This window comes from Turicibacter sp. HGF1 (assembly GCF_000191865.1).
Taxonomy (GTDB): domain Bacteria; phylum Bacillota_I; class Bacilli_A; order MOL361; family Turicibacteraceae; genus Turicibacter; species Turicibacter sanguinis.
In genome coordinates, this window is the sequence record NZ_AEXQ01000086.1 from 1 (window position 1) to 16,013 (window position 16,013).

20 protein-coding genes are annotated in these 16,013 nt (G+C 33.7%); 1 reads left to right on the forward strand and 19 read right to left on the reverse strand.

Going from position 1 to position 16,013, the window contains the following annotated elements; genetic code table 11:
• Positions 1-11: 11 nt before the first annotated feature.
• The 15 genes from HMPREF9402_RS08365 to HMPREF9402_RS08430 form a co-directional block, all read right to left on the reverse strand.
• The gene (locus tag HMPREF9402_RS08365) at positions 12-395 is read right to left on the reverse strand and encodes a hypothetical protein (protein WP_009607124.1); all 384 of its coding nucleotides are present in this window, start codon (positions 393-395) and stop codon (positions 12-14) included.
• Between the two features lie 25 nt (positions 396-420).
• Positions 421-783: a DUF2089 domain-containing protein gene (locus tag HMPREF9402_RS08370; protein WP_009607123.1), complete on the reverse strand. Its 363-nt coding sequence runs from the start codon at positions 781-783 to the stop codon at positions 421-423.
• A 14-nt stretch (positions 784-797) separates the two neighbouring features.
• Entirely contained in the window at positions 798-1,175 is a 378-nt protein-coding gene (locus HMPREF9402_RS08375) for a hypothetical protein (protein WP_006783247.1), read from the reverse strand.
• Positions 1,176-1,347: 172 nt separating this feature from the next.
• Positions 1,348-1,446 carry a stage V sporulation protein SpoVM gene (gene spoVM, locus HMPREF9402_RS15040; RefSeq protein WP_083809710.1) on the reverse strand — a complete coding sequence of 33 codons (99 nt, stop codon included), beginning with the start codon at positions 1,444-1,446 and terminating at the stop codon, positions 1,348-1,350.
• 86 nt (positions 1,447-1,532) lie between these two features.
• Positions 1,533-2,165, reverse strand: a complete 633-nt coding sequence (locus HMPREF9402_RS08380; RefSeq protein WP_006784058.1) for a thiamine diphosphokinase — start codon at positions 2,163-2,165, stop codon at positions 1,533-1,535.
• A 5-nt stretch (positions 2,166-2,170) separates the two neighbouring features.
• Positions 2,171-2,815 (reverse strand): ribulose-phosphate 3-epimerase, encoded by a 645-nt coding sequence (rpe, locus tag HMPREF9402_RS08385; RefSeq protein ID WP_009607127.1) that lies wholly within the window; start codon positions 2,813-2,815, stop codon positions 2,171-2,173.
• Between the two features lie 18 nt (positions 2,816-2,833).
• Complete coding sequence (gene rsgA, locus HMPREF9402_RS08390) at positions 2,834-3,721, reverse strand: ribosome small subunit-dependent GTPase A (protein ID WP_006784056.1); 888 nt, start codon at positions 3,719-3,721, stop codon at positions 2,834-2,836.
• A gap of 45 nt (positions 3,722-3,766) precedes the next feature.
• The gene (locus tag HMPREF9402_RS08395) at positions 3,767-4,069 is read right to left on the reverse strand and encodes a PASTA domain-containing protein (protein WP_155230774.1); all 303 of its coding nucleotides are present in this window, start codon (positions 4,067-4,069) and stop codon (positions 3,767-3,769) included.
• 26 nt (positions 4,070-4,095) lie between these two features.
• Positions 4,096-5,061: a protein kinase domain-containing protein gene (locus HMPREF9402_RS08400; protein ID WP_006784054.1), complete on the reverse strand. Its 966-nt coding sequence runs from the start codon at positions 5,059-5,061 to the stop codon at positions 4,096-4,098.
• Complete coding sequence (locus HMPREF9402_RS08405; RefSeq protein WP_006784053.1) at positions 5,058-5,810, reverse strand: Stp1/IreP family PP2C-type Ser/Thr phosphatase; 753 nt, start codon at positions 5,808-5,810, stop codon at positions 5,058-5,060. The genes HMPREF9402_RS08400 and HMPREF9402_RS08405 overlap by 4 nt, the downstream gene beginning before the upstream one ends.
• Positions 5,810-6,853: a 23S rRNA (adenine(2503)-C(2))-methyltransferase RlmN gene (gene rlmN / locus HMPREF9402_RS08410; RefSeq protein ID WP_006784052.1), complete on the reverse strand. Its 1,044-nt coding sequence runs from the start codon at positions 6,851-6,853 to the stop codon at positions 5,810-5,812. Before rlmN ends, HMPREF9402_RS08405 begins: the two co-directional genes overlap by 1 nt.
• An 89-nt stretch (positions 6,854-6,942) precedes the next feature.
• The gene (gene rsmB, locus HMPREF9402_RS08415; RefSeq protein WP_006784051.1) at positions 6,943-8,277 is read right to left on the reverse strand and encodes a 16S rRNA (cytosine(967)-C(5))-methyltransferase RsmB; all 1,335 of its coding nucleotides are present in this window, start codon (positions 8,275-8,277) and stop codon (positions 6,943-6,945) included.
• A 170-nt stretch (positions 8,278-8,447) separates the two neighbouring features.
• Positions 8,448-9,329: a YitT family protein gene (locus HMPREF9402_RS08420; RefSeq protein ID WP_006784050.1), complete on the reverse strand. Its 882-nt coding sequence runs from the start codon at positions 9,327-9,329 to the stop codon at positions 8,448-8,450.
• Between the two features lie 225 nt (positions 9,330-9,554).
• Positions 9,555-10,424: a YitT family protein gene (locus tag HMPREF9402_RS08425; protein WP_009607132.1), complete on the reverse strand. Its 870-nt coding sequence runs from the start codon at positions 10,422-10,424 to the stop codon at positions 9,555-9,557.
• A 23-nt stretch (positions 10,425-10,447) separates the two neighbouring features.
• Complete coding sequence (locus HMPREF9402_RS08430; RefSeq protein ID WP_006784048.1) at positions 10,448-11,308, reverse strand: CvfB family protein; 861 nt, start codon at positions 11,306-11,308, stop codon at positions 10,448-10,450.
• A gap of 236 nt (positions 11,309-11,544) precedes the next feature.
• On the opposite strand from HMPREF9402_RS08430, the gene HMPREF9402_RS14580 reads away from it, so the two are divergent.
• The gene (locus HMPREF9402_RS14580) at positions 11,545-11,715 is read left to right on the forward strand and encodes a hypothetical protein (RefSeq protein WP_006784047.1); all 171 of its coding nucleotides are present in this window, start codon (positions 11,545-11,547) and stop codon (positions 11,713-11,715) included.
• A 30-nt stretch (positions 11,716-11,745) separates the two neighbouring features.
• Here HMPREF9402_RS14580 and HMPREF9402_RS08435 read toward each other — a convergent pair whose 3' ends face one another.
• The 4 genes from HMPREF9402_RS08435 to fmt all read right to left on the reverse strand — a co-directional run bounded on the left by HMPREF9402_RS08435 (position 11,746) and on the right by fmt (position 15,889).
• On the reverse strand, positions 11,746-12,630 hold the full coding sequence (locus tag HMPREF9402_RS08435) for a TraX family protein (protein ID WP_009607122.1): 885 nt from the start codon (positions 12,628-12,630) through the stop codon (positions 11,746-11,748).
• 64 nt (positions 12,631-12,694) lie between these two features.
• Positions 12,695-13,933 carry an FprA family A-type flavoprotein gene (locus HMPREF9402_RS08440; RefSeq protein WP_009607120.1) on the reverse strand — a complete coding sequence of 413 codons (1,239 nt, stop codon included), beginning with the start codon at positions 13,931-13,933 and terminating at the stop codon, positions 12,695-12,697.
• Between the two features lie 447 nt (positions 13,934-14,380).
• A complete protein-coding gene (locus HMPREF9402_RS08445) occupies positions 14,381-14,938 on the reverse strand; it encodes a peptidylprolyl isomerase (protein WP_009607134.1) in 558 nt (185 codons plus the stop codon).
• An 18-nt stretch (positions 14,939-14,956) separates the two neighbouring features.
• Entirely contained in the window at positions 14,957-15,889 is a 933-nt protein-coding gene (gene fmt / locus HMPREF9402_RS08450) for a methionyl-tRNA formyltransferase (protein WP_006784043.1), read from the reverse strand.
• Positions 15,890-16,013: the final 124 nt, after the last annotated feature.

Consider the following 16,013-nt stretch of genomic DNA (forward strand, 5'->3'; position numbering starts at 1 on the left):
TTTTATTGTTATTAATCAATCCAAATTCTTACTTTTGCATCTTTTGTGTCCACCATCACTAAATCACCCACAAAATCTAAATCAATTAATCGTGTGATTTCATCAATATCAACAGCTACATCCGTACCCACTTTTTCATTAATTTGATTTTGAACAAATCCAAGTTTTAAAAATGATTTTGCCACATTTAATGGGATATTGATTTCTACAACCTCTTCATCCCCTTTTTCAAGTGACTCTACATCTATATGTAAAAAGCGCCCAATCATTGATTGATTAACTGTTGCTACCTTTTTTTTCGCTGTCTCCATTGCCTGAATTAATTTTTGCCCTTCTTCGGCTGTAATTATTTTATTTTCAATCATCTTTAAAATTTTAACTAATTCTTCATTCATTTAAATCTCCCTCTCATTTTTTACTTTATCTTTTTAACAGTTCCGTCGCTTCCCTTACTGTCATTTCCCCTTTTTCAATCCGATCCAAAATTTCATGTGTCTGTAAAGTAGTTTCCGTCGTTTGGTATCCGAGTGATTGAATGGTTTGGTCTAACATTCTTCGAACTGTTGGATAAGAAATTCCTAACTCTCGTTCAACTTCCTTAATATTTCCTCTATTCTTCAAGAAAACCTCAGTAAAAACGAGCAATTCTTTAGGTAAATAACTAAATTTATTCAAACGATACTGTCCATTCATTTGGGTTTTACAACATTGACAACTTAACTGTGTGACAAGTAATGATTGTTCGCAAACCGGACAAAATCCGAGTGTTTCATATTGCTTCAAATCCTTCACCACCTTTATTTGGTACAAATCATCACTTCATTCTCTTCTGATTTAATATGAATAAGATTAATCGGTGGATATCCCCTCATTAAATCTAAAAACTCACTAAATCCATCAATCACGATTTCTACCATTTCATTCGATTCTTCCGTCGTTGCCATGTGTTTTGTAATAAATCTCACAAAAGGTGGACAGATTTTTAACATTGCTTTAATCATTCCAAATCGAAGAGCAGGAAGTCGAATCACTTTACCTTCATCGATTATCCGTACTTTTATTTTCTTAGCACGGTATTCCAGCTTGTGCTGAGTGTCTTTTTCAATTTCTTTTATCGCTTGTTTAACAGTTATCCGCCCCTCTTCAATTCTATCTAATAAGTATAGATAGGACATCTATCTCCCCCCCTTTTTACCATTTTATACCATTATCATATGTCCGATGTTAAAAAATTTCAATCTATAAATTAACAGTTTTAAAGATATAATTAAAAATATTGATTTTATTCTTAAAAATTCATAATCTCATACTGAAAGAAAAAAACTGTCGATTAAATCGACAGTTTTTTTAGTGTTTTTTGAAGATATTCATGACACCGACTACAATGGCACTTAACCATTTCGGTAATTTAATTGTATAAAATCTCATGTAGATCTCTCCCCCCATGCAAAGGATAATTTAATTCTTTACACTATATGTTAAAAGTTAGGGAGATATAACTTAATTTTAACAGGATTTAAAAAACCCTTCATTCAATCTCTACTGTTTACCATCAATAAATATCCTTCATCAAATGAAAGACTAAACTTATCTGCTAATACTTCATTGCTTATACAGCGAATATCACCTTGAGTTAACTCATAATTAGTCAATGGATATTTAAGACCTCTAAGTGTTAATCCCTTAACCGTTGTCTCAAAAGCAAAAAATGAAATATATTGATGAGCTGGTCTTAAAAATTTATGATCGCCTCTTGAAAGTAAACATAGTGAGTTTGTTTGATCAACTATAAAAATACGTACTTTCGCTTCGCTAAACTGTAACAGAAGGCGAATATTAGCTAGTGTATGATCAATTCGCCCACCCATTGCTCCATAGATATAGATTTCGGTGACACCAAGCGAAATCGCATACTCAATAGCCACCTCTGTATCTGTTTCATTTTTTTCACACGGTAACTTAATTACCTTTGAACATAATTGTTGGATCTTTTGATAATCGCACTCTCCAATTGAATCGAAATCACCAATCGCAATGTCAGGTATAATTCCTTGATTAACTAAAACTAAGGCTCCTCTATCCACACCAATACTAATAGATGCGTCCTTTAAAGAAGCTTCATCAAACCAACCATTTGGGGCCCCACACATAATTTTAGCAATCATCATGATTATCCTTTAATTTTTTGAATAGCTAATTTGCGATCAGGTGCATTGAATACCGCTGACCCCGCTACAACAACATCTGCTCCTGCTTGTTCACACAAACGTGCTGTTTCTTCGTTTACACCACCATCAACTTCAATTAAATATTCATATCCAAACTCTTCTCGCCATTGGTTTAAAGTTGTAATCTTATTTAATGAATCAGAAATAAATGATTGTCCTCCAAATCCTGGATTAACCGACATAACTAAAATCCAATCCACATCATTTAAAACATGTTTAATCATTTCAAGCGGTGTATGAGGATTCAAAACAACCCCACAAGCAATATTATATTGCTTAATCAATTGTAACGTACGATGTAAGTGTCGGCATGCTTCAACGTGAACTGTAATAATATCCGCTCCTGCCTCTACAAATTCTTTAATGTATTGATCCGGTTCTTCAATCATTAAATGAACATCAAAAGGCAACGTTGTATGGGGACGAAGACATTTCACAATTCCTGGCCCTAATGTAATATTTGGAACAAAATGCCCATCCATCACATCAATATGGATATAATCTGCTCCTAATGCATCAACGCATTTTACCTCTTCTGCTAACATGGAAAAGTCAGCTGCTAAAATAGATGGTGCAATCTTTAACATTCCTTATCCCTCCAACAATTAATACTTTGGCTTTCTAGATTTTATCTCAGTTAAAAACTGTAAATAATTGTCATATCGACTAGACAATACTTCATGATTTTCTACTGCCCGTTTCACTGCACAATTTGGTTCAAATTCATGAACACATCCTCTAAACTTGCATTGGTCTGATAGTTCATAAAAATCTATAAAACATTCTGATAAATCTGTTGCCTCAAGTTGATCTAAATCTAATGAACTAAATCCTGGGGTATCAGCAATTAATCCACCACTTAACTTATGCAACTCAACGTGACGAGTCGTATGTTTCCCACGTCCTAATGCTTTTGAAATTTCATTTACTTGAATATCTAGAGTTTCATCAATTGAATTTAATAGCGATGACTTCCCAACGCCTGATTGTCCACAAACGACAATAATGCGATCTTTAATTAACTCCGTAATCGCTTCAATTCCAACTTGATTTCTTGATGAAGTCTCAATGACTTGATAACCAATCTGACGATAATAATCAAAAATAGGATCTAAAACCTCGTGTTCTTCTTTTGATAACAAATCAAATTTAGTTAATACGATAATCGGTTCAATACGATTCATCTCGATAACCGCTAAAAAACGATCGAGTAATTTAACGTTAAAATCAGGTTCTTTGACTGAAAAAACAACCAAAGCCAAATCAACGTTTGCTATAGGGGGGCGAACCAGTTCATTTTGACGATCTTCAATTTCCATGACATAGCCATTTCCATCTTCTTCAACTAAAAAACGAACTCGATCCCCAACAAGAGGCGTTATTTTTTGTTTTCTAAATAATCCTCGACTACGACATTGAATGATTTTTTTTGTCTCAACTTCTTCAACATAATAAAATCCACTTAACGCCTTTAAAATTATACCTTTTTTCAAACTATCACCTACTAAATGGCCAGTTTTCACTGACCATTTTCATTTTTATTGAGTTGAACTACTTGTTGTTGAACGACTCGGCTTTTTCGCCACGTATAACGTTACATCTGATTTTACTTTAACACGCGTTCCAATGGCAGGAGATGTTTTAAACACATCACCTTCTGTATAACTAGAATCTTCAATATAAATAACTTTTGCGCTTTTTAATCCAATTGATTTTAATTCACTTTCAGCTTCATCAATAGTCATCGAGGCAACATCTGGTATTCTAACTTCTTCCGCTTTATAATGAGATGGCTCATAAATGATAATGTAATAGAAGAACATTGCCATTAATAAAAACACCGTATAAGCACTCAATAACGCTGTATTTAAAACGCCAAATTTCTTTTGTTTTTTGGTTTTTTCTTTTTCGCCATTTCTTCTGATACCTCCTTATTTAAATCAGGCATCACCATCGTTTTTTCTAACTCCATCTCTTTAATCACTTCAGATTGTAACGGTTCATCCACACGATCTGATGCAAGTGCAGAATTTAATTCACGTAACAATTCTTCAACACTTTGATATCGTTCACTTGGTAGCTTAGCAGTGGCACGATGGATAATATTATCTAAACTATTCGGTAATTCCGGTATCACATCTTTAAGAGACGGCATCTCAGTTTCTAAATGCTGAAGTGCGATATTAACGGCTCCTTCACCTTTAAATGGAACATCTCCTGTCAACAATTCAAACAAAATAATTCCTAATGCATAAATATCAGAACGTTCAGTTGCTAAATTTCCTCTTGCAAGTTCTGGCGCTAAATAATGAACAGATCCCATGATCGTATTGGTTTGGGTAATATCCGCTTCGTTACTTGATAAAGCAATACCAAAATCCGTAATTTTTATAATTTGATCATCTGTAATCATAATATTTTGAGTTTTCAAATCACGATGAATAATATTATTTTCATGAGCGTAAAGAACCCCTTCTGCAAGTTGTTTCATTAAATGAACAGCAACTTCTGGACTTAATGCTCCATTTTCACGCAAATAATCTTTTAATGTTTTCCCTTTTACATATTCCATCACAATAAAAGGTTGCTGTTTATAATCGCCAACATTATAAACATGAACAATGTTAGGATGATCTAAGTTAATCACCTGAGATGATTCACGTTTAAATCGCTTAATAAATCGTTCGTCTTTTGATAACTCATAACGTAACATTTTAATCGCAACATGACGTTTTAACGTTCGATCATAGGCTAAATAAACATTAGCCATTCCGCCGTCTCCAATTAACATTTTAATATCATATCTTGAATTAATCGTTGTACCGATTATCATCTAGAGCAACTCCCTTCAAAGCACTCATATAAAGCAACTGATATATTATCAGTACCTCCATTTTCATTTGCCATTTGAATTAATGTATTAACTTTCTCATTCGTTGATAGAGGATTTTTAAGAACTTTTTCAATATCCCTATCCTCAACAAGTGAAGTCAGACCATCTGTACATAATAAAATAGCCTTCAGATCATAATTTTCTAATACTAAATAATCAAACTTCAAATCTTTGTTAACTCCTAATGCATTCATAATAATATTACGATGCGGGTGTGTTTTTGCTTCTTGTTCAGATAATTTTCCTTCTTCAACAAGCTTTCGAACAAAGGTATGATCTTTTGTGATCTGTCTTAAACCTTGGTGTGCTAATACATACGCTCTACTATCCCCGGCATGAGCAAATGCAATAAAAGACTTCGTTATAACCGTTACAATTACTGTCGTTCCCATACCATGAGAAATATGTTGCTGCTCAATGTACTGCAAAATATCTTGATTAATTTGATGCAAAACTAATTTAATCCACTTACGTAAATCTTCTGAATCATCAAATGAAAGTGTTTCATTAAAGGAATGTTCCACAACTTTAATGACCATCTCACTTGCAACTTCTCCTGCTTCATGCCCCCCCATTCCATCTGCAACCACCATAACGGTACAAAATGGATTTTGATAAATAGTCACGGCATCTTCATTGTGTGGTCTTACTTTTCCAACATCAGTCTTATAACACATTCGGTCCAACATTATTCTAAAGCCCCCTCCTTAGCTCTTAACTGTCCACATGCTGCATCAATATCACTACCTAGCTCTCTTCTGACTGTTACATTAACCCCACGTTTTTTCAACGTTTGTTCAAATTTTTCAATATGCTCAATTGGTGTACGATCAAATCCTCGTTCTGGAACATAATTAACTGGAATCAAATTAATGTGACAATTTAATCTTCCGACTAAATCTGCTAACTGATTAGCACATTCTACCGTATCATTCACATTTTTAATTAATCCGTACTCAAATGTAATACGTCGATTAGTTTGTTTAATATAATACTTGACGGCTTCCATTAGTTTTTCTAATGGATAAGCACGATTAATCGGCATTAATTGGGTGCGTAGCTCATCTGTCGGGGCATGTAAAGAGACAGCAAACGATACTTGCGGATGTTGATCGGCAAAATTATAAATTTTAGGAACAATTCCACTCGTCGAAACGGTGATATGACGTGATCCAATATTCAAACCTTTTTCACTATTAATAATTTCAATAAACTTTGTTAGATTCTCATAATTTTCAAACGGTTCTCCAATTCCCATCACCACAATATGGCTCACACGCTCCTGTGATTCATCTAAATATTGTTGCACACGTAAAACCTGTGCCACAATTTCACCTGCTTGTAAATTTCGCTTTAATCCACTCAAGGTTGAAGCACAAAACTTACACCCAATACGACATCCAACCTGTGTTGTAACACATACCGAACACCCGTATTTATGTCTCATTAAAACTGTTTCAATTAAGTCTCCATCAGACAATTCAAATAAAAACTTTGTGGTCCCATCACTTGCCACTTGTTTTTTTCGCTCTTTTAATGTTGTGACATCAAAAGACTCTTGCATTAACCCCTTTAAATCCTTTGGTAAGTTACTCATTTCATCAATTGAAGTCACTCTTTTTTTAAATAACCAGTCAAAAATTTGATTAGCACGAAATTTAGGTTGTTTTTGCTCTTGTAACCAATTCTGCCAATCTTGTATATCTAAACTATAAATGGATTTCTTCTCCATAATAGCACCACCATTTCTATCTTTTAGAACTCTTTTAATTGAACGATGAATGACCTAGTCTTATTATCGTTTAAAAGTCTCATTTATAATCACAAAATTTCTCGTTTTAAACAAGCAATAAAGAAGCCATCCGTTTGATAATCCCCGGGAAATAATTGAACCATTCCAGTACTTGCTTGTTCGTTTAAAACTTCAGGTAAACGCTCCACTAATGTTTGATCTAATTTAAACTCAGGATGCTCGCGTAAAAACCATTCGACCATTTTATCATTTTCTTTACGATTGACTGTGCAAGTACTATACAATAAAGTTCCACCATATTTCACCAATGAAGCCACTGTCTTCAAAATTTCTTTTTGGATTGCCATCACACCATCTAAATCTTCAGGTTTCTTTGTTATTTTAACTTCAGGATGTCTTCTTAAAATTCCAAGTCCTGAACAAGGAGCATCAACTAAAACAGAATCAAAGCTTTCCGATGGATAACATTCTGTCAACTTTGTTGCATCTTGTAAATTCACTACAACATTTTTAAGCCCCAATCTTTTCACATTATCCTCAATCAATTTAATTTTATGAGGATAAATATCATGAGCATAAACCATTCCCGTCTGGCGCATCATTTCAGCGACATGAGTCGTTTTCCCACCTGGAGCTGAACAGGTATCTAACACTTTCGTGTGATGTTTTGGCTTTAAAGCTCTCGCCACTAGCATCGAAGATTCATCTTGAACATAAAACCATCCTTGTTCAAAAGCTTTTGTCTTAATGACATTCCCTTTTGTAATGACCAGTGCATCTGGACTTAAAAATCCATCTCGACACTGAATTCCTTCTTCTTCAAGTTTTTGTTTTAGTTCTTCTTTCGTTCCTTTAACACCATTAACACGAATTGTTACATTTACTCGCTCATTGTTTGCATTGGCCATTTGTTCTGTTTTTTCCATTCCAAATTGCTTTATCCAAAGCTTAATTAACCAAAGAGGATGTGACGTCTTCGTTGCTAAACGCTCGGCATCATCTTCAATTTCTTGTAAATTAGACAAAGGGTTACGCATCATTTCACGTAAAATAGCATTCACCAATTTACCGTTAAATTGACCACCACGCTTTTTAGCAATATTAACAGCTTCAGAAATGGCAGCATGCTCAGGAACACTATCTAAATAAAGAATTTGATAGAGTGTCATTTGTATCAAAATGCGAATCCACCCTTTAACTTTTCCATTAAAAAAAGGAGTTGCATAAAAATTCAATAGTTGCTGATGCTGTAAAGTTCCGTAAACCAATTCCGTCATAAAATTTTTATCCTGAATGGTTAAGTCACTTTTTTCAATCTGCTCATTTAGAGCATGATTGCTATAAGCACCATTAATTAAAATATCTGTTAATGTCTGCAAAGCCAATTCACGGGCATTTGCCATAATACCACTCCGTTCTCAACCACCGTGATGTAATTATAATTTGTCACTTTATATTATAACATAATCTATTAAAATTCATCTGTTATTTCCTCTACTTTTCACTCTTCCTTTAGGAATTTCCCTAATATTAAAATAAAAAAGCTGTTTCAATTTAGAAACAGCTTTTTTGTTTATTGTGCCTTATCAACAATTTTACGGCCAAAGTTTCCTTGGACTTGTGAACTTTGTAAGACATTTGTAAAAGAATGCGGATCCACTTCATTTAATAACTGAAGGGCAATATATAATTCATAACTTGAAACAACCATCATTAACAAACTACGATTCGTGTGGGTATAAGCTCCCTCTGCATTAATAATCGTAATTCCACGTCCAAGTCTTGCTTGCAATGTTTGAATAACTTCATCTTGCTTCGTCGTAACAATAAAGACAGTATAACTTTTGTGTGGAGTATGAATGCGATCAACCATTTGCATTTGAACAAACATAAGTAAAATGGTATATAGTGCAATTTCCCACCCTTGTAAAAATCCTGCAATGGTAATAATAATACAGTTAACATAAAATGAATATTGTCCAAATGAACCTTGTTTTTTCATTGATAAATATTGGGATAAAATATCTAGTCCTCCAGTCGAACCACCATATTTTAAAATGGTTCCACTACCAAGGGCATAAATCATCCCTCCAACTACAATATTTAATAAAACATCTTCAGAAAATGTTTTTTCAGGAATAACATTCAAACAAATGGTTAAGAACGTAACGGTATATAGCGTATGATAAGTAAATCTTTTGCCAATAAATTTATACGCTAATAATAATAAAGGAACGTTAATTGACCAAATTAAAAGCCCTAAATTAATTTTAATCCCTAAAGTACTATATAAAATTCGACTAACCAGCTGCGAAATACCAGTTACCCCACCCACGTATAACCCAGATGGATTGATAAACCAGTTAATTCCAATAGCAAATAAAATGGTTCCTACAGAAATAATCGCCAAGCTTTTAAGTTCTTTTTTAAATCGCTCTGATGTCAAAATATCCATACCTCATATCCTCCAACTCCATTTTGTCTCTCACCTCAAAACGGATAATTCATTTAACCTTGAGAAATTATAACATTTTTATTAGTAACTTTAAATGTTTAATTCATCGTTTTTTTTGCTATTTTTATCCATTTAAAATAGACTAAAAAAATCCCGGTAACAGAAAGAAAAAAACATATCTGCGCTGCAACGCCTCACAGATATGTTTTTTTAAAAAAGCTCTTATTAAATTTTCTTTTTAACAAAGTTTCCTTGGATCATCTCACTTCTGACCACATTCGTAAATGAATGTTCGTCAACAGACTTAATGATAGCTAAAACTTCATATAACTCATAACTTGATAAAACAAGCATCAACACACTCTTATTATTTTTCGTATAGGCACCTCGACCCTCAAGTACCGTAATTCCTCGATAAAGATGTTTTAAAATGGTTTCAATCATTTCTTCCTCTTTCGTCGTCACGATATAAAGTGTTAAATTCTGATGAATCGTATGAATTCGATCAACAACAACAGAAGTAATGTAAATACAAATAATTGTATAAAGAGCCGTTTCCCAACTTTGTGTTAAGCCCGCAATCAGGATAATAATAGCATTAATACTAAATGAATATTTTCCAAAAGATCCATCATATTTCATTGAAATATATTGAAAAATAATATCCATCCCACCAGTTGAACCACCAATCTTTAAAATCATTCCAATTCCAGCACCTACTAAAACTCCACCAAATACTGCGTTTAATAGGATATCTTCAGAAAATTGTCCAATAGGGACCATTTCAAGCATGACAGATTGAATCACAACTGCTACCATACTTAAAACGGCAAATCGTTTTCCAATTGATCGCCAAGCTAGATATAAAATTGGAATATTAAAGACAAATACAAGGGTCCCTAGACTCAATTCTATGCCTAATCCAGCGCTTAAAAACTCAATAATTAACTGAGCAATCCCTGTCAGACCCCCAGTATATAAATTGGCTGGTGTTATAAACATATTAATAGCTAGAACCATTAATAAATTTCCAATTAACATAATAGATAAGTTTTTAATCTTCACCGACAAAACTTCGTTTTTAATAAAATTCATTGACTGTACACTCCGTTGCTATTTTATTGTTCATTATCTTCCTTTAAATAGGTCCATCCTTCTTCTTGGTACACTTTTCCTTGTTTCATTAACGTTCCTAAAGCTCGCTTAAATGATGCCTTGCTCATTTTAAAAACGCGACGAATATCATCTGGTTCTGATTTATCATAAAATGGCATCGCTCCACGACGTGACATTAAATACTCCATGATCACATCTGCATCCTCAACAATAGCAAACTCTTTTTGTGGAATTAAAGAGATATTTAACTCTCCATTTTCTTTGACACGAACAACGCGCCCTTCAATCATTTCACCTAAACGTGGTTCTTCACGACGTTCACTTTCATGAATGAATCCCATGTATCCTTCTTCTGTGATGACATTTGTCCCAACTTTTCCAGTACGGATAACACGAGCTTTAATTTTTTTACCGTGTAATGATTGAGGCGCTTCATGTTTTACCCCACCAAATTCAGATGGACGAGCAATAATCGCAAATAAATAATTTGACAACGATTCTTTTAAATAACAATAAACATAATCTCCAACTTGAGGCCATAAATGTTTATAAATTGGTAAATCTGATGGAGCAATTAAAATTTGTTTATTAATTCCGATGTCGACGAAAATTCCTAATTCATCACGAACACTTACAACTTCACACCATCCAAACTGTTCAGTCGTCACTTTTGGTTCATGCATGGTGGCTGTTAAACGTTTCTTTGAATCGTAATAAACAAATACCTCGACCATTTGGCCTTCTTCTAATGGACGCGTTACCTCTGCCTGATGTAAAAAGTATTCTTCTCCATCAAGTGTTAATGTATAACCAAGTGGTGTTTGACGCTCCACTTTCATTTCATGAATTTTTCCTGCTAACATTTCATCACTTACTTTCCTTTTAAAGTCAATATATTATAACATGAGCCAATTTTAGAGAAAAGCAAAATAATTCGTTTTCTCGACGAGTTTTATAAAATAAGTTGACACTAACTGTCCTTAGTATCATCTTTTTTTATGAAAAAACTCAATAAAAACACCATATTCTCTAATTATTTTTATAATAAATAGATATATACTAATACTAAAACCAATCTAATAAGAAAAGGAAGTTTTTTATGAATAAAACTTGTAAATACTGTCATCAACCGCTTAACAATCACTCAATGACGACAAAATTTGGTATTTTCTGTTGTGAGGAACATCTGAATCAGTATCTAAAAAACCTTAGCAATGAAGAATATATCCAATTACAACATTCTTTTTGTGTTTGTAGTGACGAAGATTAAAAAGGTTAGCTCTCTTTTGAGCTAACCTTTTTAATAAATGAATGTTTGTAACCCTAAAACGAGTAATCCGAGTAAAAATAAATGAACAGGATAGAACACGTAAAACATGTATTTATTAAATGGTCTTCCTTTTTGCCCATTATAGTCTTTTAAAAAGATCAAAGAAAACAGGCTAAATAACTGAGCGTTACACATGAGAAAATAGATGACTTGAAGACCTACTTCATAACCATTGCCTAGATGATCACTCATCAAAGAAGTTATCACACTCAGTTGGCCACCATAGAGTAACACATTTAAAATGATGAGCATAAGACTTAATCGCTTAAAATTATCAAAGCATAAATACATCACAAAAATCGTCATAATCCCATAAAAACCATAATCTGTTTGCATCATTTGTGCTAAAAATCCAAGCGCTACAATAAACAATCCAGGGATAAAATTTTTACTTTCATCTCTTGAAATATGATCGTATCCCCAAATGGCTAATAACCCAAGCCCTAGTGTAAAGAAAACATTTTGATGACTCATATCAACAAAAGAACCCGAAATTCCAAAATCAAAAAACGGCTCTGAAATAACTGCAAAAAGAGCTAATCGCAAAAAATATTTCTTCTTATTTGAGGTATGATAAAATCCATTCACAATTAAATACGCAAAAATTGGAAAAGCAATTCGACCGATGAGACGCATTAAAATAATCACGAGTTGAAACCAAAAAAACGACTCCAAACTTTGTCCATAAACAGATTGTAAACTAGTTAAAACAATCGCTGCAAAATGATCGATAAACATTGCCAAAATCGCAATTAATTTTAATGACGTAACAGTCAATCGCCGATTAACAAAACCAATCCCTTCTGCTTGATTCACCATTTCACTCACTTCATCACCACTTTCATTTTTTTCCATTATAACATATGAATCCTTTAATAACCACTAACGATAAAAAAACAGCCAACGGCTGTTTTTTCCCTTAATCTAAATCACAAACTAATTTTCCTTCTGATAAACTACGTCCGATTGCTTTTCCTAACTTTAAAACATCGACTAATTTTTCTTCATCTGGTTTAAAGCATAACTTAACTGGATCAATCATTTTTAATTTTAATTGTGTTAAACGAGCATGAACGTTATCCACGGCTTCTCCACTCCATCCGTAAGAACCGAATGCCGCTCCGAATTTTCCACCATGAGTCACTGGATTCATCGCTGTTAACACATCCCAAATAATTGGAACCGCATCTTTATTAATAGTCGTTGCTCCAATTGCAATCGCATCTGCTTGATATAAATCTTGTAATAATTGTTCTTTTAATTCAGGATAGCTTTTAATATCTAAATCATATAAACGAACTTCTACCGAAGGATTTACCATTAAAATTCCTTCTTTAATCGTTTCGGCCATGATTTTTGTATATCCATAAGCAGATGTGAATGGAATGACAACTAATTTATCCATTGAGAAGTTTTCAGTTGACCATTCTTTATAAATGTTCATAATTTCTTCAATTCGAGCATCAAGTACTGGACCATGTCCTGGACAAATCATTCTTATTTTATAGTTTGAAAGTGAGGCAATCGCTTTTAAAACATAGGTTTTAAATGGAGCGAAAATTGGATTATAGTAATTTAATAAGGCATCCATGTAGTCCTCATTTTTTGAGGCTGGTAATTTTGACATTAACACTTCATCAAAGGCATAGTGACTACCAAATGAATCACAAGTAAATAAGATTTCTTCTTCTACTAAGTAGCTATAAATCGTATCTGGCCAATGTAAGTTTGGTGCTGAAATGAATTTTAAGGTACGTCCGCCTAAATCTAATTCATCATTCATTTTAACCGCTTGTGATTTAAAATCAATGTTTACGATATTGCGTAAATAACGAATCGCTACAGCTGATGCAATAATAGTCAAATTAGGATTTAATTTAATTAACTTTTCAATTGATCCAGCATGATCAGGCTCTGTATGATGAACAATTAAATAATCAATTTTATCAATTGATACTAATCCTTCAATCTTTTTTAAATAGTCGTCGAAATAAGGCGCTTTCACTGTGTCAAATAAAGCGACCTTTTCTTCTCCTTTTACAAAATAAGAGTTATAAGATGTCCCGTATTTTGTTTCCATGACAACATCGAATACTTCAAGATCATGGTCTTGAACACCAAGCCAATAAACATTTTCAGCAAGCTTTAAGCTTTCCATAAATCGATCTCTCCTCCATTAAATAAGAAGTTTTTAGGTAGATTATCTATCTATTCTATTTTAACATACTAACCTTTTATCCCCAACTTATATGCTCTTAAAATTATGACTTCTCGCTAGTTCTCCTATCACCTAGGTGTTCGCTCATCAGATTTTTTTAAAGTATGTCCCTTTTATAGAGATAATCATCTATTCAAATGGATTCCGTCAAATTCTTTCTTTATTTAAATCAACAGGACTGCATTCATCTCCTCTTTTTAAATCCAATGGGGATAAGTCTCACTCACTACGATTAGTCTAACCGACAATCTTTAAATCTAATTGATTGACATCAACCTATTTTAACTCTTCCTACTTTGAGACCATCATCGAAACGTTTAGAATGCTAAACTCCTCTCTAAATTAAAAAACTAACTCAAACAAATGTCTGAGTTAGCCCCCATTTTTTTATAATTTTGTTGGTTCTGGGTATTCTATCCCTTTAGTATCTACAGATACTGATTTCATCATTTGTCCAATAACAGGTTGATCTAAGTGGTTACATTCGACACTCGCAATTTGATCCACCACATCGATTCCTTCAATGACTTTACCAAATGCTGCATAGCTTCCATCTAAGTGTGGAGAATCTTTATGCATAATAAAGAATTGTGATCCTGCAGAGTTTGGAACGTTTGTACGAGCCATAGAAATAACACCACGTTCATGTTTTACCGGATTATCAAATCCATTAGATTTGAATTCACCTTTGATGCAATATCCAGGTCCACCAATTCCAAGACCTTGAGGGTCTCCCCCTTGAATCATAAAGCTACGAATAACACGGTGGAAAATCACTCCATTATAAAACCCGCTATTTGCTAATGAAATAAAGTTATAAACTGATTGAGGTGCTACCTCTGGATATAATTCAATTTTCATGATTGAACCATTTTCCATTTCAATTGTTGCAATCGGATTTGTTTCTTTTGAGTAGTCTGTTTGTCCTACGTAAGTTTTAGACATGAGTCATACCTCCAATAATTAATTAAATTTCTTTCCAACTTCAATTGGATGAGAGCCGTTTAAAAGGCTCGCTACATCCATGCGTTTTTTACCTGAAATTTGGATATCTGTAATTTTTAACCCTGCATGATCACCACATGCAACAACAATTCCATCTTTTTCGACTTTAACAATCGTTCCAGGTTCTGCATCATATAAATGATTATTCGGTTCTGCCCACCAAATTTTAACGGCTAAATCGTCCAATTGAGTAAAGGCAACTGGCCATGGATGAAGTCCACGAACTTGATTATATAATGTCGTCGCTGGTTTATACCAGTCGATACGTTCATCTTCACGTTTAATGTTCCAAGCAAACGTTGCTTCTTCATGATTTTGAGGCGTTGCTTCAATTTCACCTGCTAAAAGTTTAGGTAAAGTTTCTTTTAAAAGCTCTGCTCCCGCTACACTTAATTTTTCGAACATACTTCCTGTATGGTCTTTTTCACCAATTGGAACAACTACTTTACTAATCATGTCCCCTGTATCCATTTTAACATCCATATACATGATTGTGACACCCGTTTCAGTTTCACCATCAATAATGGCCTTATGAATAGGGGCTCCACCACGATATTTCGGTAATAATGAGGCATGAACATTAATGCATCCATGTTTTGGTGCATCTAGTAAAATTTTTGGAATAATCTGTCCAAAAGCAGCTGTCACAATTAAATCTGGATTCCACGCTAAGACTTGATCATAATCTTCTTTAATTTTCTCTGGTTGAAAAACAGGGATACCGTGTTCCATTGCTTTTTGTTTAACAGGCGTTGGCGTTAGGATTCGCTTACGTCCAACTGGTCGGTCGGGTTGAGTAACCACTCCAACTACTTCATATCCTTCACGGATGATAGTTTCTAATACCGGGACTGAAAAATCAGGTGTTCCCATAAATACGACACGTGTCATGGTGTTCCTCCTCTTATGACTTTAAAACGAGATGCTCCCTAACTCGATTTTAAAGTAACTACTTCTCATGTTGTATAAACGATAAACATAGACTCTAAATATTATTACCATATCTAAAGGTATT

What these genes read in the sequence shown, in the direction of transcription:
- HMPREF9402_RS08365 (WP_009607124.1), bottom strand. Translation starts at nt 395, where the DNA reads ATGAATGAAGAATTAGTTAAAATTTTAAAGATGATTGAAAATAAAATA.
- fmt (WP_006784043.1), bottom strand. Translation starts at nt 15,889, where the DNA reads ATGACACGTGTCGTATTTATGGGAACACCTGATTTTTCAGTCCCGGTA.
- rpe (WP_009607127.1), bottom strand. Translation starts at nt 2,815, where the DNA reads ATGTTAAAGATTGCACCATCTATTTTAGCAGCTGACTTTTCCATGTTA.
- HMPREF9402_RS08380 (WP_006784058.1), bottom strand. Translation starts at nt 2,165, where the DNA reads ATGATTGCTAAAATTATGTGTGGGGCCCCAAATGGTTGGTTTGATGAA.
- HMPREF9402_RS08435 (WP_009607122.1), bottom strand. Translation starts at nt 12,630, where the DNA reads ATGGAAAAAAATGAAAGTGGTGATGAAGTGAGTGAAATGGTGAATCAA.
- HMPREF9402_RS08430 (WP_006784048.1), bottom strand. Translation starts at nt 11,308, where the DNA reads ATGTTAGCAGGAAAAATTCATGAAATGAAAGTGGAGCGTCAAACACCA.
- rsmB (WP_006784051.1), bottom strand. Translation starts at nt 8,277, where the DNA reads ATGGCAAATGCCCGTGAATTGGCTTTGCAGACATTAACAGATATTTTA.
- rlmN (WP_006784052.1), bottom strand. Translation starts at nt 6,853, where the DNA reads ATGGAGAAGAAATCCATTTATAGTTTAGATATACAAGATTGGCAGAAT.
- HMPREF9402_RS08420 (WP_006784050.1), bottom strand. Translation starts at nt 9,329, where the DNA reads ATGGATATTTTGACATCAGAGCGATTTAAAAAAGAACTTAAAAGCTTG.
- HMPREF9402_RS08425 (WP_009607132.1), bottom strand. Translation starts at nt 10,424, where the DNA reads ATGAATTTTATTAAAAACGAAGTTTTGTCGGTGAAGATTAAAAACTTA.
- HMPREF9402_RS14580 (WP_006784047.1), top strand. Translation starts at nt 11,545, where the DNA reads ATGAATAAAACTTGTAAATACTGTCATCAACCGCTTAACAATCACTCA.
- HMPREF9402_RS08400 (WP_006784054.1), bottom strand. Translation starts at nt 5,061, where the DNA reads ATGATAATCGGTACAACGATTAATTCAAGATATGATATTAAAATGTTA.
- HMPREF9402_RS08440 (WP_009607120.1), bottom strand. Translation starts at nt 13,933, where the DNA reads ATGGAAAGCTTAAAGCTTGCTGAAAATGTTTATTGGCTTGGTGTTCAA.
- HMPREF9402_RS08405 (WP_006784053.1), bottom strand. Translation starts at nt 5,810, where the DNA reads ATGTTGGACCGAATGTGTTATAAGACTGATGTTGGAAAAGTAAGACCA.
- spoVM (WP_083809710.1), bottom strand. Translation starts at nt 1,446, where the DNA reads ATGGGGGGAGAGATCTACATGAGATTTTATACAATTAAATTACCGAAA.
- HMPREF9402_RS08375 (WP_006783247.1), bottom strand. Translation starts at nt 1,175, where the DNA reads ATGTCCTATCTATACTTATTAGATAGAATTGAAGAGGGGCGGATAACT.
- HMPREF9402_RS08445 (WP_009607134.1), bottom strand. Translation starts at nt 14,938, where the DNA reads ATGTCTAAAACTTACGTAGGACAAACAGACTACTCAAAAGAAACAAAT.